The 24279-nt window shown below is 70.1% G+C and carries 20 protein-coding genes; 11 read left to right on the forward strand and 9 right to left on the reverse strand.

Features of this window, described 5'->3' with window-relative positions; all coding sequences use genetic code 11:
• Positions 1 to 4 precede the first annotated feature (4 nt).
• The 3 genes from AB0B90_RS28990 to AB0B90_RS29000 are packed head-to-tail and all read left to right on the forward strand — an operon-like array spanning position 5 to position 3908.
• Positions 5 to 2176 (forward strand): DUF6421 family protein, encoded by a 2172-nt coding sequence (locus tag AB0B90_RS28990; protein WP_362925800.1) that lies wholly within the window; start codon positions 5 to 7, stop codon positions 2174 to 2176.
• On the forward strand, positions 2173 to 2838 hold the full coding sequence (locus AB0B90_RS28995) for an SDR family oxidoreductase (RefSeq protein ID WP_350947392.1): 666 nt from the start codon (positions 2173 to 2175) through the stop codon (positions 2836 to 2838). Before AB0B90_RS28990 ends, AB0B90_RS28995 begins: the two co-directional genes overlap by 4 nt.
• On the forward strand, positions 2835 to 3908 hold the full coding sequence (locus tag AB0B90_RS29000; protein WP_350947393.1) for a low specificity L-threonine aldolase: 1074 nt from the start codon (positions 2835 to 2837) through the stop codon (positions 3906 to 3908). Before AB0B90_RS28995 ends, AB0B90_RS29000 begins: the two co-directional genes overlap by 4 nt.
• 74 nt (positions 3909 to 3982) lie before the next feature.
• On the opposite strand, the gene AB0B90_RS29005 is transcribed toward AB0B90_RS29000, so the two are convergent.
• Both AB0B90_RS29005 and AB0B90_RS29010 read right to left on the reverse strand, forming a co-directional pair.
• Positions 3983 to 4282: a DUF3467 domain-containing protein gene (locus AB0B90_RS29005; RefSeq protein WP_329092600.1), complete on the reverse strand. Its 300-nt coding sequence runs from the start codon at positions 4280 to 4282 to the stop codon at positions 3983 to 3985.
• A 74-nt stretch (positions 4283 to 4356) separates the two neighbouring features.
• Positions 4357 to 4965, reverse strand: a complete 609-nt coding sequence (locus tag AB0B90_RS29010) for a DUF305 domain-containing protein (protein WP_362925801.1) — start codon at positions 4963 to 4965, stop codon at positions 4357 to 4359.
• Between the two features lie 170 nt (positions 4966 to 5135).
• Here AB0B90_RS29010 and AB0B90_RS29015 point away from each other — a divergent pair, with 170 nt between their 5' ends.
• Positions 5136 to 5891, forward strand: coding sequence for a DUF3105 domain-containing protein (locus AB0B90_RS29015; protein WP_350947395.1), 756 nt, complete (start codon positions 5136 to 5138; stop codon positions 5889 to 5891).
• A 65-nt stretch (positions 5892 to 5956) separates the two neighbouring features.
• On the opposite strand, the gene ald is transcribed toward AB0B90_RS29015, so the two are convergent.
• Together ald and AB0B90_RS29025 are read right to left on the reverse strand one after the other, a co-directional pair.
• Complete coding sequence (ald, locus tag AB0B90_RS29020) at positions 5957 to 7075, reverse strand: alanine dehydrogenase (RefSeq protein ID WP_362925802.1); 1119 nt, start codon at positions 7073 to 7075, stop codon at positions 5957 to 5959.
• Between the two features lie 107 nt (positions 7076 to 7182).
• Complete coding sequence (locus AB0B90_RS29025; protein WP_362925803.1) at positions 7183 to 8037, reverse strand: hypothetical protein; 855 nt, start codon at positions 8035 to 8037, stop codon at positions 7183 to 7185.
• 171 nt (positions 8038 to 8208) lie between these two features.
• Between AB0B90_RS29025 and AB0B90_RS29030 the strand changes: the two genes are divergently transcribed.
• Positions 8209 to 9258, forward strand: coding sequence for an excalibur calcium-binding domain-containing protein (locus tag AB0B90_RS29030; protein WP_350947398.1), 1050 nt, complete (start codon positions 8209 to 8211; stop codon positions 9256 to 9258).
• A 30-nt stretch (positions 9259 to 9288) separates the two neighbouring features.
• On the opposite strand, the gene AB0B90_RS29035 is transcribed toward AB0B90_RS29030, so the two are convergent.
• From AB0B90_RS29035 to AB0B90_RS29045, 3 genes are all read right to left on the reverse strand, one after another.
• Positions 9289 to 11511, reverse strand: coding sequence for a molybdopterin cofactor-binding domain-containing protein (locus tag AB0B90_RS29035; RefSeq protein ID WP_362925804.1), 2223 nt, complete (start codon positions 11509 to 11511; stop codon positions 9289 to 9291).
• A 204-nt stretch (positions 11512 to 11715) separates the two neighbouring features.
• The gene (locus tag AB0B90_RS29040) at positions 11716 to 14628 is read right to left on the reverse strand and encodes a BTAD domain-containing putative transcriptional regulator (RefSeq protein WP_362925805.1); all 2913 of its coding nucleotides are present in this window, start codon (positions 14626 to 14628) and stop codon (positions 11716 to 11718) included.
• A gap of 534 nt (positions 14629 to 15162) precedes the next feature.
• Entirely contained in the window at positions 15163 to 15597 is a 435-nt protein-coding gene (locus tag AB0B90_RS29045) for a helix-turn-helix transcriptional regulator (protein WP_350947401.1), read from the reverse strand.
• Positions 15598 to 16975: 1378 nt separating this feature from the next.
• Between AB0B90_RS29045 and AB0B90_RS29050 the strand changes: the two genes are divergently transcribed.
• The 4 genes from AB0B90_RS29050 to AB0B90_RS29065 all read left to right on the forward strand — a co-directional run bounded on the left by AB0B90_RS29050 (position 16976) and on the right by AB0B90_RS29065 (position 21582).
• Positions 16976 to 18250: a helix-turn-helix transcriptional regulator gene (locus AB0B90_RS29050; protein ID WP_362925840.1), complete on the forward strand. Its 1275-nt coding sequence runs from the start codon at positions 16976 to 16978 to the stop codon at positions 18248 to 18250.
• Positions 18251 to 18354: 104 nt separating this feature from the next.
• Entirely contained in the window at positions 18355 to 18951 is a 597-nt protein-coding gene (locus tag AB0B90_RS29055; protein ID WP_362925806.1) for a copper resistance CopC family protein, read from the forward strand.
• Entirely contained in the window at positions 18948 to 20990 is a 2043-nt protein-coding gene (locus AB0B90_RS29060; RefSeq protein WP_362925807.1) for a cytochrome c oxidase assembly protein, read from the forward strand. The genes AB0B90_RS29055 and AB0B90_RS29060 overlap by 4 nt, the downstream gene beginning before the upstream one ends.
• A 178-nt stretch (positions 20991 to 21168) precedes the next feature.
• Positions 21169 to 21582, forward strand: a complete 414-nt coding sequence (locus tag AB0B90_RS29065; protein WP_350947404.1) for an ATP-binding protein — start codon at positions 21169 to 21171, stop codon at positions 21580 to 21582.
• Positions 21583 to 21699: 117 nt separating this feature from the next.
• Here AB0B90_RS29065 and map read toward each other — a convergent pair whose 3' ends face one another.
• Positions 21700 to 22548, reverse strand: coding sequence for a type I methionyl aminopeptidase (gene map / locus AB0B90_RS29070; protein ID WP_350947405.1), 849 nt, complete (start codon positions 22546 to 22548; stop codon positions 21700 to 21702).
• 44 nt (positions 22549 to 22592) lie between these two features.
• Here map and AB0B90_RS29075 point away from each other — a divergent pair, with 44 nt between their 5' ends.
• The gene (locus tag AB0B90_RS29075; protein WP_362925808.1) at positions 22593 to 22781 is read left to right on the forward strand and encodes a hypothetical protein; all 189 of its coding nucleotides are present in this window, start codon (positions 22593 to 22595) and stop codon (positions 22779 to 22781) included.
• A 73-nt stretch (positions 22782 to 22854) separates the two neighbouring features.
• Here the strand turns inward: AB0B90_RS29075 and AB0B90_RS29080 are convergent, their stop codons facing one another.
• The gene (locus AB0B90_RS29080; protein ID WP_350947407.1) at positions 22855 to 23433 is read right to left on the reverse strand and encodes a hypothetical protein; all 579 of its coding nucleotides are present in this window, start codon (positions 23431 to 23433) and stop codon (positions 22855 to 22857) included.
• A gap of 123 nt (positions 23434 to 23556) precedes the next feature.
• On the opposite strand from AB0B90_RS29080, the gene npdG reads away from it, so the two are divergent.
• The gene (gene npdG, locus AB0B90_RS29085; protein ID WP_350947408.1) at positions 23557 to 24246 is read left to right on the forward strand and encodes an NADPH-dependent F420 reductase; all 690 of its coding nucleotides are present in this window, start codon (positions 23557 to 23559) and stop codon (positions 24244 to 24246) included.
• The last annotated feature ends 33 nt before the right edge of the window (positions 24247 to 24279 follow it).

Here is a 24279-nt window from a genome sequence, read left to right on the forward strand (position 1 = left end):
TATCGTGTCAGCTTTCCCGCGCGTACTGTTCGACGAGGCACACAGCGAGTCGTGGACCATCCGGCGGGATGTGGCCGAGACGATGAATCCCGGCCACCCCGACGACAGCGGCTACGTGCGTGCGGCCGGGCTGCTGCGCGGGCTGGGCCACTCCGTGGACGCGCACGTCGAGGGCCCGCTCACCCCCGGCCTGCTGAGCGCGCGGGACGTGCTGGTGATCGCGCATCCCTCCGCCGACCGGTGGGAGCGCACCACCGGGCTGGGCAGCCCGGTCTTCCCGGTCGAGGAGCTCGACGCGATCGAGGAGTACGTCCGCGACGGCGGCGGGCTCGTCGTGCTGGCCGAGTACGAGCAGGAGAAGTACGGCAGCAACCTCACCGAGCTGCTCGCGCGCTTCGGCGTGGGCGTCGAGCACACCCTCGTCCGGGACCCCGGGAGCGCACACAACGGCGTGGCCTCCTGGGTCCTGGGCACCCCCCGGAACGCCGCGCACGACTCTCGCGGCGGGCAGGACCTGCTCGCCGGGGCCCGCCGCGCCTGCTTCTACCGGGCGGGGACGCTCACCGTCTCCGACCACGAGACCGTCCTGTTCGCCACCTCGCCCACCGCGACCCCCGCGAACCGCCCGCTGGCGGTGGCCGTACGGCACGGGGAGGGCCGCGTCGTGGTCGTCGCCGACTCCGACCTGTTCGGTGACGACTCGATCGGCGACTACGACCACGCCGCGCTCTGGGGCAATCTCGTCACCTGGGTCGCCCGCGTCCCCGCTGTCAAGAGCTCCGCCGCCGAGGGCTCGGCCGTCGGGAGCGCCGAGGCCGCTGAGGACGCTGAGGACGCTGAGGCCCGCGCCGAGTTCCAGGCGCTCAAGGACGCCGTCGAGGCGATCAGGCCGTTGCAGGCCAAGGACGGCTCGATCCAGGAGGAGGGCGACCGGGAGCGGGCCGCCGAGCTGGTCTCGAAGATCGTCGGGCACGTCGAGCGGCTCGCGCCGCGCTTCCCGCACGACGCCGCCTACCTGGCCGCCGTCGTCGCCGACTTCGGCAAGTGGGTCGACCAGGGGCTGGGCGTCCCCGACTTCCTCGACGCGCTCGACGCCTTCCACCCCGACACCCAGCGGGTGGACGGGCTGGAGCACCTGGTCGTCTTCCCGATGTACACCCAGAACGGCACCACCTTCCGCCACATCGAGGCCGTGTGGATCCGGACGATCTGGCCCGAGTGGCTGGCCGAGCTGGAGCGGACCCGCTACGACAACCCGATGTTCGTGCCGATCGCCTTCGAGGACTTCACCTCCGGCTACGACACCAACTCCGCGGTGCTCTTCCCCGAGACCGTCGCGGTCCGCGAGACCCCGGCCCGCTTCACCTGGGGCGGGATCTTCGCCGACCGGGAGGCCGCGAGGTTCCGCGTGGTGAGCGGTGCCGCCGCGGCCACGCTGAAGCTCGCGCTGCCGCCGGACGCGGCCAGGCTGATCGCGTCGCAGGAGCTGGCCCAGGACACCTTCGTGCTCTGGGACCTCATCCACGACCGGACCCACAGCCACGGCGACCTGCCGTTCGACCCCTTCATGATCAAGCAGCGCATGCCGTACTGGCTCTACTCCCTGGAGGAGCTGCGCTGCGACCTGACCGCGTTCGGCGAGGCCGTGAAGCTGGAGCGCGAAGGCGTGCCGCACGCCCGCTACGTCCAGCTCGCGATCCTGTTCGACCGGCTGTTCCGCTTCCCGATCACCGGTAACCGGGTCCGCAACTACGACGGCCTGGGCGGGCAGCTGCTCTTCTCGTACCTGCACCGCAACGACGTCGTCCGCTGGACCGACAACCGGCTCAGCGTCGACTGGGACCGTCTCGCCGAGGGGGTCGCGGACCTGCGGGGCGAGGTCGAGAAGCTCTACAGGGACGGCATCGACCGCTCCAAGCTCGCCCACTGGCTCGCCGCCCACCAGCTGGTCGCCACCTACGTCGCGCCGAACCCCGCCTCGGTCTGGGCCGGCGGGGCCGAGGCCCTGCCCGTGGAAGATGCCCGGGGGTCCGGGGGTCGCTCCCCGGGGGGTAACAGCCCCAAGGCCGTGGTGGACGCGGTGCTGCCCGACGAGTTCCCGCTGAGCATGTTCTACGAGGCCCTGCGCCGTAAGCTCGGCGACGTCGTCGACTCCACGAAGGGGATCCGAGCATGATCATCCTTGTCACCGGTGCGGGCGGTCCCGCGGGCCGGGCCGTCGTCCGCAGGTTCACCGGCGAGGGCCACACGGTGATCGGCGTCGACAAGAGCGGCGCCGACGGGTGCCTCGCGGTCGACCTGCTCGACGCCGCCGCCGTGGAAAGGCTCGCGGCGGACGTGCGGGCGGAACACGGCAGGGTGGACGGGATCGTGCACCTGGTCGGCGGCTGGCGCGGGTCCAAGACCTTCGCCGAGACGTCGCTGGACGACTGGGAGCTCCTGCACGACCTGCTGATCCGTACCCTCCAGCACGTCACGCTCGCCTTCGAGCCGCTGCTCAAGGCGAGCGAGCGCGGCCGGTTCGCCATCGTCTCCGCCAAGGCGGCCGAGCGCCCCACCCAGGGCAACGCGGCGTACGGCACGGCGAAGGCCGCCTCCGAGGCCTGGACCCTCGCCTTCGCCGACGCCCTGGAGGGCACCGCCTCCACCGCGAACATCCTGGTCGTCAAGGCGCTCGTGCACGAGGGCATGCGCGCGGCGAGCCCCGAGCGGACCTTCCCCGGCTTCACCGACGTCGACGACCTCGCCGAGGCGATCGACGACCTGTGGAAGACCGACGCCAACGGCACCAGGATCGACCTCACCGTCGACGCGAGGCGGGAGGGGAGGACCGCGTGACGGACGCCATCCGCAGGCACGACCCGCTGGTGAAGGGCTTCGCCAGCGACAACTACGCCGGGGTCCACCCGGAGATCCTTCAGGCGATCGCGCTCGCCAACGGGGGCCACCAGACCGCGTACGGCGACGACGTCTACACCGCCGCGCTCCAGGAGGTCTTCAAGAAGCACTTCGGCCCCGCCGCGCAGGCGTGGCCGATGTTCAACGGCACCGGGGCCAACGTGGTCGCGCTTCGTTCGATGACCGCCCACTGGGAGGCGGTGGTCTGCGCGGAGTCGGCGCACATCCACACCGACGAGGGCGGCGCCCCCGAGCGGTCGGCGGGGCTCAAGCTGCTGCCGGTCGCCACCCCGGACGGCAAGCTCACGCCCGAGCTGATCGACAGGCAGGCGTGGGGCTTCGGCGACGAGCACCGGGCACAGCCCAAGGTGGTGTCGATCACGCAGACCACCGAGCTGGGCACGCTCTACACGCCCGAGGAGATCGGCGCGATCTGCGACCACGCCCACGACCTGGGCATGCTCGTCCACCTCGACGGCGCCCGCGCGACCAACGCCGCCGCGGCGCTGGACGTGCCGCTGCGCGCGTTCACCACCGACGTGGGTGTGGACGTGCTGTCCTTCGGCGGCACCAAGGCCGGCCTGATGTTCGGCGAGGCCGTCGTGGTGCTCAATCCCGACGCCGTGCGCGGCCTGCGCTACCTGCGCAAGAGCGCGATGCAGCTCGCCTCCAAGATGCGGTTCGTCGCGGTGCAGTTCGAGGCGCTGCTCGCGGGCGACCTGTGGCTGCGCAACGCCCGCAACGCCAACGCGATGGCCCGGCGGCTCGCCGACGCCGTGCGGGACGTGCCGGGGGTGGAGATCCCGCGCCCGGTGCAGGCCAACGCGGTCTTCGCCATCCTGCCGGCGGACGTGACCGAGCGCCTGCAGAAGCGCTTCCGGTTCTACACCTGGAACGAGGCCACCGGCGAGGTCCGCTGGATGACCGCGTTCGACACCACCGAGGCCGACGTGGACGCGTTCGCCGCCGCCGTGGCGCAGGAGCTACGTCCGCGCCAAGATCTGTCGTAAGGCGCGTCGTGAAGGCCCGGCGCGGGGACCCCTTTCAGGACCCTTTCAGGGGGCCGAAACCCCCCCGCCGGGCCTCAGTTCTTGTGACCCGTCTCGTGCTCGTACGCGGTCAGCTGCTGTTCGAGGGCCTTCATCAGCTCGAAGACCTGACTCGGGGGGATGCGGATCCGGCTCACGATCCGGGTCGGCACGCTCACGAAGTGCTGCCCTGAGGAGGGGTCGTTGGCCAGTTGGGGCGGCCTGGTGATCACCGCGAAGTCCAGGACGAAGCCATCCTGGGTGTGCCACACCGAGGCGAAGTTGGCGTACTGCCCCATTTCCACCTCGGCGGAGATGCTCACCTCCAGGCGGTTCTCCGGCTCGTCGTTCACCATTCTCTTTCCTCCGGCCAGGTTGGCTCCATGCTGCCCTGACCGGAAACCGGCCGCACAGGGACGCGCCGACGCCACTAAAGGATGGAAGGCAGCCGCTGGGCGCCGCGCTGCCGCAACATGTCGGTCATCAACTCGATCTCGCCCGTCTGACCGTCGACGATGTGCTGTGCCATGGTGGCCACCTCTTCACGGTCGGACAGTTTCAGCAGACCCTCGCCCATCTGCACGCCGCCCTCGTGATGACGGATCATGAGTTGGAGGAAGAGGACCTCCTGCTCCTTGCCTGTGGCCTCGCGGAGCTTTTTGAGCTCGTCCTCACTTGCCATACCGGGCATCGCGGCGGGCGCGTCCGGTGTTACAGCGTGACCGCCACCGTGCCCGGCCATCCACGCCATGGAGGGACGATCACCCGACTGGGTGAGGCCCCACTGCTGCAGCCAGCCCGTGAAGATGCCGCGCTGGGCCGTCTGCGTGACGATGATGTCGTAGGCCAGGCGCCGCAACGCGTCGTCCTGGCTGCCGTCCCTGGCGATGAAGGACATCTCGACGGCCTGGGCATGGTGAACGGCCATGTCGCGGGCGAAACCCGCCTCCGCCGAGGCGTCCGTCGGAGTGGCCGTCCTGCCCGTCGCGAGCAGCAACACGACCGCCGTGACCAGGCAGCCGAGCAGTGCGCCGACCACCACGCCACCACGTCTGGACGTCGCGCCCTCTTTACCCGGGGTTTCCATTACCTGCCCAGCGTACCCACTGTCGGGAATCGTCGCTGTATCACGCGTTGTCATCCCCTTATTCTCCACATACGCCGGTAGGGCATAGGGTGACCCGAAGTTGTTTGCCGGCTGGAGGGTTGATGACCAAGGAAAAGGCGCAGGCGAGGCGCGAGCACCTCAACCGCATGCGCGATGAGCAGAGGCGCAAGGAGCGCAGGGCCGCGCTTCTCATGTGGGGTGCCGGAGGTGCCGTCGTCGTCCTGCTGGTCGCGGTCGTCGCCTACTACCTGGTCAACGAGCGGGCCGCGACCTCACTGGACAACGTCGCCACCGCGAAGTACACGGGCAGCCAGCACACCCAGACCAAGGTGACGTACAAGGAGAACCCGCCGATGGGCGGTGAGCACAACCCGGCCTGGCAGAACTGCGGCATCTACGAGCAGCCGATCAACAACGAGAACGCCGTCCACTCCATGGAGCACGGCGCCGTGTGGATCACCTACCAGCCGGATCTCCCCAAGGCCGAGGTGGACAAGCTGCGGGAACTGGCCTCCAAGGACTACATGCTCCTGAGCCCGTACCCCGGCCTGCCCTCCAAGGTCGTGGCCAGCTCCTGGAACAACCAGCTCAAGCTGGACAGCGCGAACGACGGGCGCCTGCCCAGGTTCATCACCAAGTACAAGAACGGCCGGGACACCCCCGAGCTCGGAGCGTCCTGCAGCGGAGGCGTGGGCACCACCACCGCCGAGGCGCCCATCCCGGAGACCGCGCCCAGCCAGCCGCCGGGCGCCCCCGACGGGTCCGCGGCTCCCAGCGACGCCCCGGCCACGGACGCTCCCGCGACCGATGCCCCGGCCACCGACGCCCCGGTTCCCAGCCCCACCCCGGCGCCCTGATCCGGCCGGTCGCGACACCGGTGACGCCGTCCTGACGAGGCGCACCGGCCGCACCGGGCCCGCGACTAGGCCCGCAGCACCTGTTCCAGGGGCACCGCCTCCAGCCCGTGAGCCTCGGCCACGGGCCGGTTGGTCAGGTGCCCCTCGTGCGTGTTCAGGCCGGCGGCCAGCGCCGGATCTCTCCGAAGGGCCTCCCGCCAGCCCACCTGGGCGATCGCGAGGGCGTAGGGGACGGTCACGTTGGTCAGCGCGTACGTCGAGGTGTGCGGCACCGCGCCCGGCATGTTGGCCACGCAGTAGAACACCGAGTCGTGCACCCGGTAGGTCGGGTCGGCGTGGGTGGTGGGCCGGGAGTCCTCGAAGCAACCGCCCTGGTCGATGGAGATGTCCACCAGGACCGACCCCGGCCTCATCCGCGAGACCAGCGCGTTGTCGACCAGCTTGGGAGCCCTCGCCCCCGGGATCAGCACCGCGCCGATGACCAGATCCGCGTTCAGCACCGCCCGTTCGATCTCGTACGTGGAGGAGGCGATGGTCCTGCAGTGGCCCTTGTAGATCATGTCCGCCTGGCGGAGCCTGTCGATGTCGCGGTCGAGCAGCAGCACCTCCGCCTGCATGCCGAGCGCGATGACCGCGGCGTTCATGCCGGAGACCCCGGCGCCGATCACGACCACGCTGGCCGGATGCACTCCCGACACCCCGCCCATCAGCACGCCGCGGCCGCCCCCGGGGCGCATCAGGTGGTACGCCCCCACCTGGGGGGCGAGCCGCCCGGCCACCTCCGACATGGGGGCGAGCAGCGGCAGGGAGCCGTTCGCGTTCTGCACGGTCTCGTAGGCGATGCCGGTGACCCCGGTCTCCAGCATGGCCCGGGTGCACGCCTGCGAGGCGGCCAGATGCAGGTAGGTGAAGAGCACCTGGCCCTTGCGCATCCGGTGGTACTCCTCGGAGATCGGCTCCTTGACCTTCAGTACCAGCTCGCCCGCGGCCCACACCTCGTCGGCCGAGTCCAGGATGGTCGCGCCGACGCGTTGGAAGTCGGCGTCGGGAATGGAGGACCCCACCCCGGCGTCCTTCTCGACGAAGACCTCGTGGCCGTTCCTGATGAACTCGTGGGCCCCGCCGGGGGTGAGCGCCACGCGATATTCGTGGTTCTTGACCTCGCGGGGAACGGAGATTTTCACGGCTCCTCCAGGGTGGGCGCGTGTCCTCTACATTCACTGTGCGTTCCCCGAAAGAGAGTCATCACGCGCAAGGCGGCAGGAATGGGGGCAGAGTTGATGACATTCCGTCAGCAATCGCCGACGTTCGGTTTCCCGAAGGGTGTCGTGACGTGCGGGGTTACCGGCTCCCCGCACCGGTCGGTAGGCTCGCCGCGAGCAGATGCGAGGAATACGGGGATATGACGATGGGGATGCACGCGGGGCAGGGTGAGCCGCCCGTACCGCAAGGGCCTCCAGGAGGGTCTGACGACCCTCCTGACGCGCCGTGGTCCTCGCCCGGCTCCTATGACGCCTTCACCCCGCCGGGGCGTTCTGGCGCCTCGTCCGGACGTCACGCCCGCGGCCCCGGCGAACCGGACGCCGGCCCCTCCGGCGCCTCGGACGGCTCCGACGGCTCCGACGGCTCCGACGGCCCGGACGGTCACACCGCCTTCGGCGCTCCAGGTCGCGGCGATCGGGGCCTCGGCGGCCCGGGTCCCGTTCCCGGTTCCGATCACGGTTCCGGCTTCGACGCCTTCGGCGGTTACGGCCGCGTCGGTCCTGACCGCGACGCCTTCGGCGCTCCCGGCCGGGGCGGCTCCGACGTCGACGCTCTCGGTGATCCTCGCCGAAGTGGTCCCGGCGGCGACGTCTTCGGTGGTTCCGGCAGCCCTGGCTTCGACGCTTTCGGTGGGCCCGGTCGGGTTGGTCCTGACGGCGACGCCTTCGGCGCTCCCGGCCGGGGCGGCTCCGACGTCGACGCTCTCGGTGATCCTCGCCGAAGTGGTCCCGGCGGCGCCGTCTTCGGTGGTCCTGGCGGCTCTGATTTTGATGCTTTTAGTGCTAAAGGTTCTAGTTTCGACGCTTTTGGTGCCGGCGGGGTGAGGCCCGATGGTCCCGGTTTCGGCGACCCGGGTCCCGGCGGTGCGAGTTTCGGCGATCAAGGACCGGGCGGTCTCGGCTTCGAGAGGACGGTTCCCCTGGGGCAGGGCCCCGGCGATCCGGCGGACCCGATCGTGGAGGAGCCGGGCGGCCCGGTTCCCGAGGGGCCGGGCGGCCCCGGTTCCGACCTCCCGCCTCCCGCCGGAGGAAAGGAGCTCCCCGCTCGGGGACCCGTGAGCCCGGGACCCGGCGGGCCGATCCCGGGCGCACCGGGGACCGGTGAGAAGCGGGCCGGAGAAGCGCCGGACGGGGCGCCCAGGGCGAGCCGCGCCACGACCGCGATCCTGGTGACCACCCTCGTCGTCGTCGTGCTGATCACCGGCGTGCTCGGCACCATCGCGGTGCTCATGACCCGCAACCCCGACATGCCGCTCGGTGGCACACCACCCAGGCGGCTGGCGAACCCCATTCACTTCGCCCCGGTGACCGAGGTGAGGCCCGGAGCCTGCACGGTCGCCGAGACCTATCCCGACGACCTCGGGCAGAACTGCTACTCGCTCGGCGCGGGGATCACCGTGAACGCGGTGAGGAAGATCGAGACGATCCAGGAGAAGAGCGGCGCCTACTCGGTCAGGATCGCGTTCGCACCCGCCTTCCGCGAGCAGATCAACGACCTGACCGCGGAGGCGGTGAACGCGGACGACCCGGTCAGGCAGCAGATCGCGATCGTCGTGGGACAGAAGGTGGTGGCGGCCCCCAAGGTCGCCCAGACGATCACCGACGACAGCCTGAGCATCGCGGGCTCCTTCACCAAGGAGCAGGCGGACGCGATGGTCGTCAAGCTGCTCGGCTCGGGCGACGTCGTCCCGCAGCCGTCGGACGTCCCGCAGCCGAACGGATCGGTCTTCACCCCGCCCGCCGACCCGGGCGCGACCCCTCCGGCGAACCAGCCCCTGACCCCTCAGGGAAACCAGAACCAGCCCGTGACCCCCACCGACAACCAGCCGGTGACCCCTCCGGCGAACACCGGCGGGGACCCGGCCGCCACGAACCCCTCGGGAACCTCTGGAACCTCGGGGACCGGCCAGAACCGCCCGGCGAACACCACGGGAGCCACCTCGGGGAACACGTCCGCCGAGGGACTCGACCGCAAGTTCGCCACCTGCAAGGCCGCGAGGGAGAACGGGTACGGCCCCTACACCCGGGGTGTCCACGAGGAGTACCAGTGGTACATCGACGGGGACAACGACGGCGTCGCCTGCGAGCTGGGCGACGCCGGCTGAGGCCGGTCGGCGCGGCCCTCCCCGCGACGGTCATCCCTCCAGGGCGATGTCGTGGGGCCGGATGGGCACCCGGGGCAGCCGCAGGCCGGTGGCGGCCCGTACGGCGGCGGCCACCGCGGGCGTGGACGAGAGCGTGGGCGGCTCGCCCGCGCCGCGCAGCCCGTAAGGGGCGTTCGGGTCGGGATTCTCCATGATCGACAGCCGCATGGGCGGCATGTCGAGGATGGTGGGGATCAGGTAGTCGGTGAACGAGGGATTGAGCACCAGCCCGTCGCGGACCTGGATCTCCTCCATGAGCGCCAGTCCCAGGCCCTGGGCCGAGCCGCCGTGGATCTGTCCCTCCAGTGCGAGCGGGTTCATGATCTTTCCCACGTCCTGCACGGCGGCGAGCTCGATCACCTTGACCAGGCCGAGCTCCACGTCCACGTCCACCACGGCCCGGTGGACGCACAGGGCGAGCTGGGTGTGCGAGTCGCCCTGGCCGGTGAGCGGGTCCAGGGGGAAGGTGGGCCGGTGCCGGTACTGTCTCGTCTCCTCCACAGCACCGGCCCGCTCCAGCGCCTCCACCAGGGACGTCCCGTCGCCCGTCAGCTTCGCGAGCCGTTCCCTCACCGCCTCGCAGGCCGCCCTGACCGCGCCTCCGGTGACGTAGGACTGGCGCGAGGCGGACGAGGATCCGGCGGAACCGACCGAGGTGTCCGCCCCCGCGACCGTCACCGCGTCGATCCCCAGCTCGGTCCTGGCGATCTGCTCCTGGACCATCAGCAGGCCCTGCCCCACCTCGGCCGCCGCCGTGTGCACCAGGACGTGCGGCTCGCCACCGATCAGCTCCACCCGCACCCTCGCGGTCGAGTAGTCGTCGAAGCCCTCGGAGAAGCAGATGTTCTTGATGCCCACGCCGTACCCGACACCGCGCCGCACCCCCTCGCCGCGCGTGGTCTGCGAGACGCCGCCCGGCAGGCTCCGCAGATCCGGTGAGTCCGTGGCCTCCGGCGCGGCGGGCAGCGGCATCGCGTCGAGCTCCCTGAGCATCTCGGCGAGCGGCGCGGGGGAGTCGATCACCTGCCCGGTGGCCAGCACCGACCCCTGGGAGACCGCGTTGCGCACCCTCACCTCGACCGGGGAGATCCCGCACGCCTCGGCGAGCCGGTCCATCTGCGACTCGTACGCGTAGCACGCCTGCACCGCGCCGAAGCCGCGCATCGCGCCGCAGGGCGGGTTGTTGGTGTAGACGCCGTAGGCGTCGATCCAGACGTTGTCCACCTCGTAAGGCCCCACCCCCAGGGAGGCCGCGTTGCCCACCACCGCGGGAGAGGTGGAACAGTAGGCGCCGCCGTCCAGCAGGATCTCCGCCCGCACGTACAGCAGCCTGCCGTCGCGGGTGGCACCGTGCTCGTAGCGCATCCGGGCGGGGTGGCGGTGGACGTGGCCGTAGAAGGACTCCTCGCGGTTATAGACGATCTTCACGGGGCGGCCGGTGCGCAGGGCCAGCATGCACGCGTGGACCTGCATGGACAGGTCCTCGCGCGCGCCGAACGCCCCGCCCACCCCGGCCAGGGAGAGCCGCACCTTCTCCTCGGGCAGCCCCAGGCACGGCGCGATCTGCTCCCGGTCGGAGTGCAGCCACTGCGTGGCGATGTACAGGTCCACCCCGCCGTCCTCGGCGGGTACAGCCAGGCCGGACTCGGGGCCGAGGAACGCCTGGTCCTGCATGCCGACCTCGTACTCGCCGGTGACGACCACCGGGGCCTCGAAGGTGGAGCCGACCCGGATCGGCTGGTGGCGCAGCACGTTGCCGCTCTCGTGGACCGAGGGGCAGGAGGCGTCGAAGGCGGCCCGGCGCGGGTCGGTGACGGCCTCGCGGACCTCGTACTCCACCACGACGGCCTCGGCCGCCCGCCTGGCGCGCTCGGGGTGGTCGGCGGCGACCAGCGCGACCGGCTCGCCCTGGTAGCGGACCTGGTCGACGGCGAGCACCGGCTGGTCCCTGTGCTCCAGTCCGTAGAACTTCGCGCCGGGAACGTCCTCGTGGGTGAGCACCGCGTACACACCGGGCATGGCGAGCGCGGGGCCGATGTCGATCGAACGGATCCACGCCGACGGATGCGGGCTGCGCAGGGTGACCCCCCAGATCATGTCCGCCAGGTACAGGTCGGAGGAGTAGGCGAATTCGCCCGTCACCTTCAGCGTCCCGTCGGGGCGCAGGACGCTCTCGCCGACGCCGCGATGCTGCCGCGTTTCGATGCCACTCATGTCAGCAGTACATCAGCCGGGTAGGGGGGAGGACATGGCAGGCACGACGGAACGCGGGGGGCGGCCGTTGGCGACTCTTGCGGTTGTGTCCGGCAGCCGGGCGCCGACCGGCCACGGCTCCTGCCGTCGAGCGGCCCGCGAAGCTCCCGGAACCGCCCACGGGTGCACCCGTCGCCGTGTCACCGCCCTGGCCGGGACAGACGCCTAGCCCAGGGGCGTGATCGGCTCTTCCCGGACCAGGACAGCCTCCTCCGTCAACGCCTGCTCCTCCACCTCCGCGTTCCCCCTCTCCCTGGCCGTCGCGAGGGAGCGCGAGAGGTAGGCCGAGGCCTGTTCCGTGTCGCCGAGGAGCCGGTGGGAGCGGGCCAGACCGAGCAGCAGGTACGGTTCGGCGACGCTCAGCCGCTCGGCGCGCGCGCAGCCGAGAGCGGCCTCGAAGGAGGCCTTGGCCGACACGGCGTCCCCCCTGCTGAGATGGGTCTCGCCGATCCTGCTGTGCACGGCCGCCTCCTGATACCGGTTGCCGTCCCTGCGGCACATGGTCAGGGCTTCGCCCAGCACCTCCAGCGCCTGCTCGAACCGGCGCAGGCCGTTGTATCCCGCTCCGAGCATGGTGAGCGCGTAGTGCTCGCCCGACCTGTGCTCGATCGCGTTCGCGATCTCCCGTTGTTTCCGGGCACAGTCGATGGTCTCCTCGTAGCGGTCCAGTTCGAGGTAGTTCATGGCGAGATTGCCCAGTGCTCTCTGCTCCCCGTGCGCGTCGGAGAGCCGGCGGTACAGGATCAGCTGCTGCCGGAGGTGGTGCACGGCCTCCGCCGGGCGGTTGGCCATGTTCAGCGCGACACCCGCGAAGCCGTGCGCGTACGCCTCGATGCTGTGATCGTCCAGCCGCCGGCCGATCGCGAGAGGCTGCGAGCTGATCGTGAGGAGCCGGCCGTGGAGACCGGTGTGGTGGAGGTGCCAGAACAGCGCGAAGACCAGGGCCACCCCGAGCCGGGCGGTTCGCTCCCGGGAGGCGGACATCGCCTGGGAGGCGGCGGACAGAAGGTTGGCCTGCTCCCGGTGCAGCCAGTCGCGGGCCTCCTCGCACGAGGTCAGTGGGAGGGGTGCGGCGCTGAGGTCGACGTCCGTCTGCGCCGGGCGCGGGTAGCGGCCCACCTTTATGGCCAGGCGGGTGGTTCCGACGTACGAGCTCAACGCCCGGTCCAGCATGGCGTCGCGGTCGGCTTCCGGCTCCTCGCTCGCGGCCTGCTCCTTGGCGAACAGCCGCACCAGGTCGTGCAGCCGGTATCTTCCCGGCTCGTCCATCTCCGCGAGGTGCGCGTCGACGAGCCGTTCCATGGCGTGCGCCGCCGTCTCCACCGAGACGTCCAGCAGGGCGCCGACGATGTGCGCCGTCACGTCGGCCGTCTGCAGCACGCCGAGGGCGCGCAGCGCGCGGGCGGCCATCCGGTCGAGGAGCTGGTCGCTGCCGGCGAGCGTGTCGTAGCTGACGGCCAGGCTGGTCCGTACCGCGATGTCGCCCGCCGCCAGTTCCCTCAGCCGGCCGTGCTCGTCGTTCAGCCGGTCCACCAGGTCGGCCACCTTCCAGCGTGGCCGGTTCGCCAGCCGGGCTCCGGCGATGCCGACGGCGAGCGGCATGCCCGCGCAGAGATCGATCAGGCGCTTTGTGGCCTGGGCGTCTTGGGCGACCCGTTCGGCTCCGATCAGTTTCGCGAGCATCGCCGAGGACTCGGTTCGTCGCATCCCGGAGATCGGTACGCGGGCGCAGTCGTCGAGCAGGGTGAAGCTCTCCCGGCTGGTCGTCAGGATCGCGTTTCCCCTCGACACCGACAGCAGCGGGCGGATCTGGGGCAGGTCGGCGGCGTCGTCGAGCACGATGAGCGTCTGGCGCCCGTCGAGCTCGCCGCGCCAGTGTGCCGCAGCCTCCTCGACGTCGGTGGGGATGGCGTGCGGAGGCACACCGAGGTCGCGCAGGAACCTGGTGATCACCTCGATCGGTTCGAGCCGTTTCATGCCGGGTGTGGCCCCGCGCAGGTTCACGTACAGCTGCCCGTCGGGAAAACGGTCGCGGGCCAGGTGCGCGGCCCGGATGGCCAGAGTGGACTTACCGGATCCCGGTGCTCCGGTGATCGCGACGACATGGTGCGGCGGGGAGCCGTCCCAGGGGGAGAGCAGTGCTCTCAATCGCACGAGCTCCTCCGCGCGCCCGACGAAATCCACGGGATCACGTGGCAACTGCCGGACCGTCGTCCTCTCCGCCGCCGTACGGTTCCCGGAGGGCCGGGTGTGCGTCGGCTTCGGGGTGAGGGAGGCCACCGGCAAGGGCAGGTCGGACAGAGGGGCGGCGCGCAGGATCAGCTCGTGGCACCTGCGGAGACTCTCGTGCGGCTCGACGCCCAGCTCCTCCGAGAGCAGGCGCCGGGTCTCCCGGTAGATCTTCAACGCCTCCGCCTGCCGGCCGCAGTGGTAGAGCGCGGCCATGTGCAGCTCTCGGAGCCGCTCGCGCAACGGGTGCTCCGCGGTCAGGGTGACAAGCCGGGTGGCGGCGTCCTGCGGGTGTCCGAGCAGGAGCAGCAGCTCCGCGTGCAGTTCCAGCGCCACCAGGTGCAGTTCTCCCAGTCTGTGCCGCTCGAACTCGGCGAACGGGCCGGGGATTCCGCTCAGACACGGCCCCCGCCACAGTTTCAGCGCGTCCCTCAGGAACCGCAGGGCCGTCTCGTGGGAGCCTTCGGCGTATGATCTCCGGGCCTGGCCGAGGTGTTCTTTGAACACTTCGGCGTCCACCTGCCCGGGTTCGAGCCGCAGAGCGTATCCGCCCGAGGTGGAGGCGAGCAGCCTCGAAGGTCTTCGTGAATCGCGGTCCGGCTCCAGTGTTCGCCGCAGTTTGGACACGTACGTGTAAACGCTCTGCTCCGCGGTCTTCGGCGGATCCGCCCCCCACACGCCGTCGATCAACTGGTCTTTCGTAACCGCCCGTCCGGTATTGGCGGCCAGGACGCAGAGAATCGCCTGCTGCCGGGGCTCTCCCAGCTCAAGTTCGTCGGTGAGTCTACGGACGACCACCGAGCCCAGCACGCCGATGTGGAAATCCCCCGGCCGGGGGCCGTCATCCATCCTCACGATTTCGTCGGTCCTGCCCATTCGGATTCCCACATGCGGTCAAGCATGGCGTAGCGAATTCGCGGAAGCCAGGTCCAGCCGATGGGTTCGCGTCGAAGTAGAGGTCGCGTCATCCTCCGCCCGGATGCCGTAAGAACGCGGACGACATGATTTCGATCACTTCTCGCACGCACCCGATCACATTTTGTATTCGAGGTGGGACGTCCGGGAACCGGACATGAATCAAGTCGGGCGATGGTCTCCGCGTGTCCCCGGGAGTGTCCGCGAGAGCGATTCCGGGTGGTCGTGGCCAGAACGCCGGCCGAAACCATTCGGGCCATTCTGGGAGAGTCCTGAGAACGCGTGATCCACCGAGGCCGGAGGGATTCTCCAGGACTCTCGCGGTGGTCGGCGAGACATGCCGGACCGGATTCGACACGAACCTGACCGCCGCGCTCGTCTTCACCGACGATGAGATGCCGCGCTCCGGAAACCACGACGGGCGCCTTCCGGGCACATACCCGTTACCGGAAGACCGGGAAGCAGAACCTAGACGATTCCCGCTTTGGCGATGCGGATCCCCGCCTGGAGTCTGCTGTGCGCCCCGATCCGCCCCATCGCGTTGGCCATATGGCGGCGCACGGTGCGGGAGGTCAGCCCGAGCCGGCGGCCGATCACCTCGTCCGTCATGCCCTCCGCGGCCATTCGCAAGATGGTCTTCTCCTGCTCCGTGAGTGAGAACGGCGCCTTCCACTCCCGCGGACGCTGTTCGGCGCGTGACCAGACGTGCTCGAACAGGTCTCCCAGCAACGAGAGCAGCGCGGGGGTACGCACCACGGCCATCCGGGACGTGTGGCCCGTCAAGGCGATGTGATCGTCGATCACCATGAATCTCTCAGAGATCAGCGGGTCGACCCTCAGCTCCACGGACGCGGGGAAACCGGCTGTTTCGTACGGCGAATCGACCACGATCCTCGTCCGCACCCCCGGCGGGATGCTGGGGGAATCGAAAATCTGGAGAAACGTAGTGTTTCTTCCTGGTTCAGGAAGAAACACATCTATTGACCGTTTCGCGGATGAGCACAGGGTTTCGGCGTCTTGTCGGACCTGGGATCGCTCTCCCCCGGAGGGTGGGACCGGTAAGGAGTGGGTCATGTGCCCCTCGCGTTCGTCGTCCGGGCCGGCGGTGGCAGGGGTGCTCGGCAAAGCCTTCTCGGGCCGGGCCCGAAGAGGCGAACTCCCGCCACCGGACTTCGCCGGATCATTCTGGGATTCTCGCCGTTTCACTGTCGCAGGTGATTCTAGAGATCACCTAGAGACGCTCGCGGGCACGTGCCGTGTGCGCCGGCTGGGGCGAGAGGCCGAACTCAAGAGAGGTCGAAGTGGGGGCGAGCCGCCCGCGCTCGCTGCTTTCCCCGAGGCTTTCCCGTGGGCGGATCATGCTCGTTTACTTTCCTGTGGGGCGTGCGCATTCCTGGTTTTCCGTGAGCCGAAACAGTTCGGGGCTTTCTTTGTGTCCGCCGCGAAATGGCCGTCCGTCTTCCCGGGCTTCGGCTGACCGCTTTAGGACATTGACTTGATGGTGGATTGTTTCAATATATTTTCAGGGTGACGACTGATTCCAAACGTGAAGGTGCCGAGGGGGTGCCCGGCGACAGGGGTTCGTGAGCCGACCGGCCTGCGGACCGGTCGGCGACGAAAAGCGAGCGGAACGGATGACGCCTACGAGAGGTCGAGTGGCCGTCGGCGGCACCCTCGACCTGGGTCATGCGGCCCACGAGCCGTGACCTGCGACGAAGCGGAACGTGTGCAAAGTGGATCACACACGTGTGCTCTTCCGGCCGGGATCCTCCGTGAGGAACAACGATCATCACGGAAGGGGTTCGGATCCCGGCTCGGCCGCGATCGGTGGCGCCAACCATCCGGGGGCGCGGACGCCCCGGTGTTCAATGATTCCGTCTTGCTGAAGCGTGCGCGAGGGAAACCTGCGCGCTCACATCGGCGCAAGCGCGCCGGTTCCGCCGGGTGGAGCGGCTCGCTGGCTGAAAGCTCTCCACGGAGGGCGGAGCTCGTTTCGTTTCTGGATCTCCTTCGGCCGGGCTGAGTCGTAGCTCAGCCCGGGTAGTCCCAGCCCAGGTAGGCCTGGGCGTTGACCGTCTGCGAAGAATACTTGCCGGTGTTCTTCGGGGGGGCAGACGAATCAGCACTCGCGGTCGTAGCATTGCCAGTGACGGCAAAAGTAGCCGTAAACAGCATGGCGAGGGCAGACAAGGCAAGACGTCGGCGCACGGGGAGACTCCTGTCGTAGGTTCTGCTGCTCAGACAATATCTTTCAAGGGGTAACGTGACCGGTCAAGACTTGGTGGGGCAGCGCATCAAAACCGCCCGTCGGCAACGGGGTCTTTCTCAGGCGCAGCTCGCTCATCCAGAGCTGTCGGACAGTTACGTCTCTCTCATCGAGAGTGGCAAGCGTACTCCGACCCCCGCTGTGCTGGAGCTTCTCGCGGAAAAACTCGACTGTTCCCTGACATATCTGATCAACGGCGTCACCGCCGAGCAGATGCAGGAGATCGAGCTCGCGCTGAGCTACGCGCAGATGGCTCTGGACAACGGCGAGGTCGTCGAAGCCCGTAACCGCTACGCCGAGCTTCTCGCCGACAGCGGCCTGGCCGGCCTGCCCCAGCTACGGCAGGACGTCGAGTACGGCCTCGCCCTCGCGACCGAGGCCTGCGGCGACCTGGAGCAGGCGATCGTGCTCTTCGGCGGGCTGCACGAGAGCGACACGACGGTCATGAGCCCCGAGCGTCACATCGCGGTCGCCGTCGCGCTCTCGCGTTGTTACCGCGAGATCGGTGACCTCACCCAGGCGATGGCGGTCCCCGAGCGGATCCTCACCGGCGCGGTCAGGCCCGCCTGGAACGACGGCCTCATGAGGCTGGGCAGCCAGCTCTTCGCCGCGTACGTGGAGCGGGGTGACCTGCTGCGGGCCCGCCAGTTCGCCGCCGAGCTGGTCGCCGCCGCCGAGCTCCTCGGCACCCCGATGGCGCTCACCCTGGCGCACTGGGGCGCCGCGATCGCCGCCGTCGAGACCGGTCACACCGACGAGGCGGTCACGCACGCCGAGCGCGCCCTGGCCATCCAGTCCGAGTACGGCGACCCGTGGCGGCTGTCGCGGCTGCGCAACGACTACGCCCAGGTCATGCTGATCGCCCGGCCCATGGAAGCCGAGAGTTGGCGTGACGTGCTGCTCAAGGTGGAGAAGGAGCTCGCGGAGAGCTCCGCCAGCTCGATCACCAAGATGCGCTGCGCGATGAACCTCGTCCGGGTGGAGCTGCTGCTCGCCCGCCCCGACCGGGCGGAGAAGCACATGAACTTCGTCTGCGACCTGCTCGACGGCATGCCCAAGGCCCTGCAGGCGGAGGCGCGCCTGCTGCACGGCGAGACCCTCGCGGCGCTGGGCATGCAGGCCGAGGCGTCGCGGGAGCTGTCCGCCGGGGCCGAGTGCCTGGAGCAGGTGCCGGAGACCCGCTTCACCGCCCATGCCTGGCTGACCGCGGCCCGCGTCCTGGAGCGGATCGACGAGCCCGACCGGAGCATCGACGCCTACAAGCGGGCGATGGCCTGCGTCGGCCTGTAGCCCGCGTCGGCCTGTAGATCGAGACGGTGAGGGCGACCCGCGCGGTCGCGGATCGGACAGGGGGGTCGAGACCGCGCGGTCTCGTCGGTAGCCTTGTGGTTGCCATGAAGACTTCCCCTGTCGCGGTCGCCCTCGCGCTTCTCGCCGCCCTCGTTCTCGGCACGGCCTTCGCCTCGCCCGCCCTCGCCCATGACCGGCTCAAGAGCAGTGATCCGGCCAAGGGCGCGAAGGTCGAGAGCCTGGAGGAGGTGAAGCTGACGTTCAGTGCCTCGGTGCGCTTCCCGAACGTCGTCGTGCGCTCCGGCGACGAGACGTACCAGGACGGCAAGCCCGTCGCCGACGGCCCCGTGGTGACCCAGAAGGTCAAGGGGGATCTACCTCCCGGCGCGTACGTCATCGCCTACCGCGTCGTGTCCTCCGACGGCCACCCGATCGAGGGGGAGATCCCCTTCACCCTGCTCGGTTCCGCGGAGCCGTCCCCGTCGCCGTCCTCGGCGAGCCCGGAACCCGCGGAGAGCGCGGAGAGCACGGTCGCCGAGAGCACGCCGGTCGCCACGCTCAGCCCGGCCGCCGCAGCCGGGCAGTCCGAGGAACCCGGCTCCTCGGGAGGCGTCCCCGGCTGGATGTGGATCGTCGTCGGAGGCCTGACCGGCATCGGCATCGGCCTGTTCCTCAGCATGCGCGGCAGGAAGAAGACATGAGCAAAACCGCGCGGGCCGCGCAGGCGGCACAGGCCGAGGCGCCGGCGAACGGCCGGGTCGTGAAGCTCGCCCTGGCGGGCGCGGCGGCGGCCGTCGCCGCCCTGGTGATCGCCATGATCGCGGGAGGTGCCGCGAGCCCGCGCATCATTCCCGGCCTGCCCGACCAGGGTTCCTTCACCCGCTGGGGCCTGCCGCTGGCGAAGCTGACGATGGACGCGGCGGGCGTGCTCACCGTCGGCACGCTCCTGGCCGCCGCGTTCCTGCTTCCCAACGACAAGGGCCTGCTGGGCAAACCCGCCCTCGGCTACGTCAAGGCCGCCTCCTGGATCGCCCTCGTCTGGGCCGGGGCCGCCGCGGCCACGATGGTGTTCAGCCTCTCGGAGGCGCTCGGGCTGCCGGTGGCCGACGTGCTCGGCGGCGACGAGCTCTCCAGCTTCGCCAGCCAGGTCTCCCAGGGCATCGCGCTCACCCTGGTCGTGCTGTTCTCGGTCGCGATCGCGCTCTTCGCCCGTGGGGCGATCACCGCCGGCGCGGCCGGCGGCCTGCTGGTCCTCGCCCTGGCCACCATGCTCCCGCCCGCCCTGACCGGCCACTCCGCCTCCTCGCCCAACCACGATCTGGCCACCACCGGCGTCGCAGTCCACCTGGTCGTCCTCGCCCTCTGGGTGGGCGGCCTCGGCGTGCTCTGCGCGCACGCGCTGCGCCGTCAGCCGCACCTGGAGATCGCCGCCGCACGCTTCTCGTCCCTCGCGCTGTGGTGCTTCGTCGGGGTGGGACTGTCCGGCCTGTTCAGCGTCCTGGCCAGGCTCAGCGCGATCTCCGAGCTGTTCACCTCCGCCTACGGTCTGCTGCTGCTCGCCAAGACGGCCGCGTTCGCACTGCTCGGCGCCGTCGGCTGGTGGCACCGCACCCGGACCCTGCCGTTGCTCGCGGCGGGCGGATCCGGCACGTTCCTCCGCTTCGCCGGAGGCGAGATCGTCGTCATGTTCGCGGCCGTCGGCCTCGCCGTCGCGCTGTCCCGCACCGCACCGCCCCCGGCGATCCTGCCCGTCGACAGGGCCTTCGAGGTGCTCGGCTACACCATGCCGCCGGAGATCTCGCTCGCCAACCTGGCCTCGCTGTGGTGGTTCGACCTGTTCTCCGGCACGATCATCGCCCTGCTCGCCGGTCTCTACCTCGCCGGTGTCGTACGGCTCACCCGGCGCGGTGACGCCTGGTCCAAGGGGCGTACGGCCGCCTGGTTCACCGGTGTGCTGATCCTGCTGATCGCCACCCAGAGCGGTGTCGCCCGCTACGCCAAGGTGCTGTTCAGCGCGCACATGGCCGAGCACATGACGCTCTCCATGCTGGTGCCGATCTTCCTCGTGCTCGGTGCGCCCGTCACCCTCGCCCTGCGCGCGCTCAAGCCCGCCGCCCGCAGGGGCGACCGGGGGCCGCGGGAGTGGCTGACGACGATTCTGCACAGCAGGTTCGTCCGCTTCATCGCCCATCCGGCGATCGCCACCGCGATCTTCATCGTCTCCACCTACGCGCTGTACTTCACACCGCTGTTCGCCGCCGCGATGGAGGAGCACCTCGGTCACATCGTGATGACGGTGCACTTCCTGCTCAGCGGGACCCTGTTCTTCTGGGTGATCATCGGTGTCGATCCGGCCCCCTACCGGCTGCCGCACGTGGCCCGGCTCATCCTGCTGTTCGTGACCATGCCGTTCCACGCGTTCTTCGGCATCGCGCTGATGAGCATGAGCACCGTGCTCGCCTCCGACTGGTACGACCAGCTCGGCCGGACCTGGGGCGCGTCCGCGATCGAGGACCAGCAGACCGGCGGCGCCATCGCCTGGGCGTTCGGCGAGATCCCGACCCTCATCGTGCTCATCGCGCTCGCCTACCAGTGGTGGCGCCACGACGATCGCGGGGCCCGGCGCGCCGACCGCCGTGCCGACGCCGTCGCGGCCAGAGACGGTGGCAGTGGCGATGCCCAGCTCGACGCGTACAATGACTACCTGGCCAAACTCAACAGGCGAGACGGCGCGGAGTAGCCGGACAGCTACGGCCTTCTATCTTCGAGCCCCCTTAAGGACACCTCCCGGTAGCCTGTGTTTTCAGGGGGCTCGTGCTCACCGCAGCGGGTGCGGCGCTTCGTCATCGCGCGCCACGCCCATCCACATATCCGGTCGGGGGGCCGGGGGCTGCAATGTGCATCAGGAAGGTTGAGCAGTGTCCGAGGAAGTGCGCGTACGCGAGGGCCGAAGCCGAAGCCTCGCCCAAGCGCTCGAAGAGCAACTCACAGAGTGGGCCGAGCGCACCGGGATCGCCGTCGAGATCTGGGCGCTGCCCGCCCAGGGCGTTCCGCCCGGGGTCGCGAGAGCCGTACTGGCCGCGCTTGGGGAGGCACTGGCCAACGCCGAGCGGCACAGCCGGGCCCGCGTCGTCTCCGTCGCCGTCACCTCCGGGCGCGGCGGCCTGCGCATGACGGTGAGTGACAACGGTGTCGGCTTCTTCGGAGAGGCCGGGGGCCGGGGCATCACCGCGATGCGCACCCGTTTCGAGCAGTTAGGCGGCACGCTCGGTGTCAACGGCGTTCCCGGCGAGGGGACCACCGTCACCGGAGTGGTGCCCCGCCAGGACTGACCGGGACACCGAGCGGGCGGATCCCCGACGGAGGCGCCGCCCCAGGGGGCGTCGCTCCAGGCCGGAGGCTCCCAGGGGCCTTCAAGCCTGAGACGCGGTCGTGGAGCGGGCCGAGCCTCAGGGGAGTGTCAGGATCTCATGGCCGGTCTCGGTCACCAGGATGGTGTGCTCGAACTGGGCGGTCCGCATGCGGTCCTTGGTGACGGCGGTCCAGCCGTCGGGCCAGATCTCGTAGTCGATGGTGCCGAGCGTGAGCATGGGCTCGATCGTGAACGTCATGCCCGGCTCCAGCGTGACCGCGAGTGACGGGTCGTCGTAGTGGGGGACGATCAGGCCCGAGTGGAACGTGGTGCCGATGCCGTGCCCGGTGAAGTCGCGGACCACGCCGTAGCCGAACCGCTTGGCGTAGGCCTCGATCACGCGACCGGCCACGTTGAGCTGACGGCCGGGGGCGATGGCCTTGATGGCCCGGTTGGTGGCCTCGCGGGTGCGCTCGACGAGCAGGCGCGACTCCTCGTCCACGTCGCCGACGAGGAAGGTGGCGTCGGTGTCGCCGTGCACGCCGTCGATGAAGGCGGTGATGTCGACGTTGACGATGTCGCCGTCGCGCAGCACGGTGTCGTCGGGGATGCCGTGGCAGATCACCTCGTTGATCGAGGTGCACAGCGACTTGGGATATCCCCGGTAGCCGAGGGTGCTGGGATAGGCGCCGCGGTCGCAGAGGAACTCGTGACCGATCCGGTCGAGCTCGTCGGTGGTGACGCCGGGCGCCACGTGCCTGCCGACCTCTTCGAGCGCCTGGGCCGCCAGCTTGCCCGCGACCCGCATCCGCTCGATGATCTCGGGGGTCTTGACGTCGGGCTCGCCGGTCTTCGGGGTTTTCTTCCCGACGTACTCCGGCCGCCGGATGTGAGAGGGCACCTTGCGGATAGGGGAGATCCGCCCGGGCTGGAGCAGTGTCGTCATGGTCCCCCAGTCTAGTTGTGCTTCTCACTGGGCAGTATTGCCGCATGAGTGATCAATGGTGGTTCTGCCTGAGGCACATGGCCGTCGAACCCGACGAGGGATGCCCGAACAAGGACAGGATGGGGCCGTACCCGACACGCGAGGCCGCAGGCGCCGCGCTGAAGACCGCGGCCGACAGGAACGACGAGTGGAAGGAGGGCGACCGCGCCTGGGACGGGGACGGGGACGACTGAGGCCGCCGGCCGATGCGGACCGTGGTCGTCGCGGGGCCGTCTCGTGGCCGTCGCGGTGCGCCGAGCCGCGGACCTAGTCGGCGACCTGAGGACCGCTGATCCGCTCCAGTAACCTCGCCAGGCGGTCGCGCAGGCCGGGACGGCGCCCGACCTCGCCCGCGGCCATGCTCACCAGGTGCTGGGCCCCGTCGAAGGAGAACGGCGCCCGCTCGGGAACCGTCAGCGCGTCGTGGGCCAGACCCGCCAGATCCGGGTCGCCGCCGTCCAGGGCGAGGATCGTCGTGCCGGTCCTGCGGGCGTCGCTCACCCGTTCCAGCAGCGCCTCGGGGGCGCGTTCCTCGGTCACCACGAACAGCGTCTCGCCCCGCCCCGCCCGCTCGATCCGCTCCAGACCGACCCGCAGGTGCGCGGGCGCTTCGGGGGCGGGCGCCCAGCGGACCAGTGTCGGGGCGAGCTGGGGCAGTCCGGAGAACCTCGCCTCGTCACTCAGGTGCGCGGTCAGGTGCCAGGGCTCCTCCTGGGGTGTACCGACCACCAGCAGCCCGCCGGGGGAGCGCGTCGCGCGAAGGGCGAGGCCCAGCTCGCGGGTCCGCTCGACCCAGCCGGTCGAGGCGAGGATTTCGCGCAGCAGTGTCACCGACCCGGCGTCCATCGCACCATCGTGCCCCACAGACCCCGCGCCGATCCTGGAAACGCGCCCCTGAGAAGATCGGGGCAGGCGATATGGTCGCTGGAGTCCGGTCCTGAGCGGCCGGGGGACGATGAGGAGCGCTGAGTGAGCATTGATATTCCGGACGTGAGCGGGATTTCGATCGGGATCCTGGGCGGAACCGGTGACCAGGGCAAGGGCCTGGCCCGGCGGTTCGCCCTCGCCGGGCACACCGTGCTGATCGGCTCGCGGAGCGCGGAACGGGCTCAGGCGGTGGCGGAGAGCATCGGCGGCTCTGTGCGTGGCTCTGTGCGTGGCTCGGTGCGTGGCGCGGACAACCCGGCCGTGGCGGCGGAGGCCGACGTGGTGATCGTGGCCACTCCCTGGGACGGGCACCGTGCCACGCTGGAGTCCCTCCGCTCCGAACTGGCAGGGAAGATCGTCATCGACTGCGTCAACCCGCTCGGCTTCGACAAGCAGGGGGCGTACATGCTCCCGGTCGAGGAGGGCAGCGCCGCCCAGCAGGCCGCGGCCGTCCTGCCCGACAGCCGCGTGGTCGCCGCCTTCCACCACGTCTCGGCGGTCCTGCTGCTGGACCCCGAGGTCGAGGAGATCACCCTGGACGTGCTCGTGGTGGGTGACGACCGCGAGGCCACCGACACCGTCCAGGCGCTGGCGGGCCGGATCCCCGGGGTGCGCGGTGTGTACGCGGGCCGTCTGCGCAACGCCCACCAGGTCGAGGCGCTGACCGCGAACCTCATCTCGATCAACCGCCGCTACAAGGCTCACGCGGGTCTGCGCATCACCGACATCTGACGGTCGCTCATGGTCGCGGGAGCCGGGGACGGG

The organism is Streptosporangium sp. NPDC049078 (assembly GCF_040648855.1).
Lineage (GTDB): Bacteria > Actinomycetota > Actinomycetes > Streptosporangiales > Streptosporangiaceae > Streptosporangium.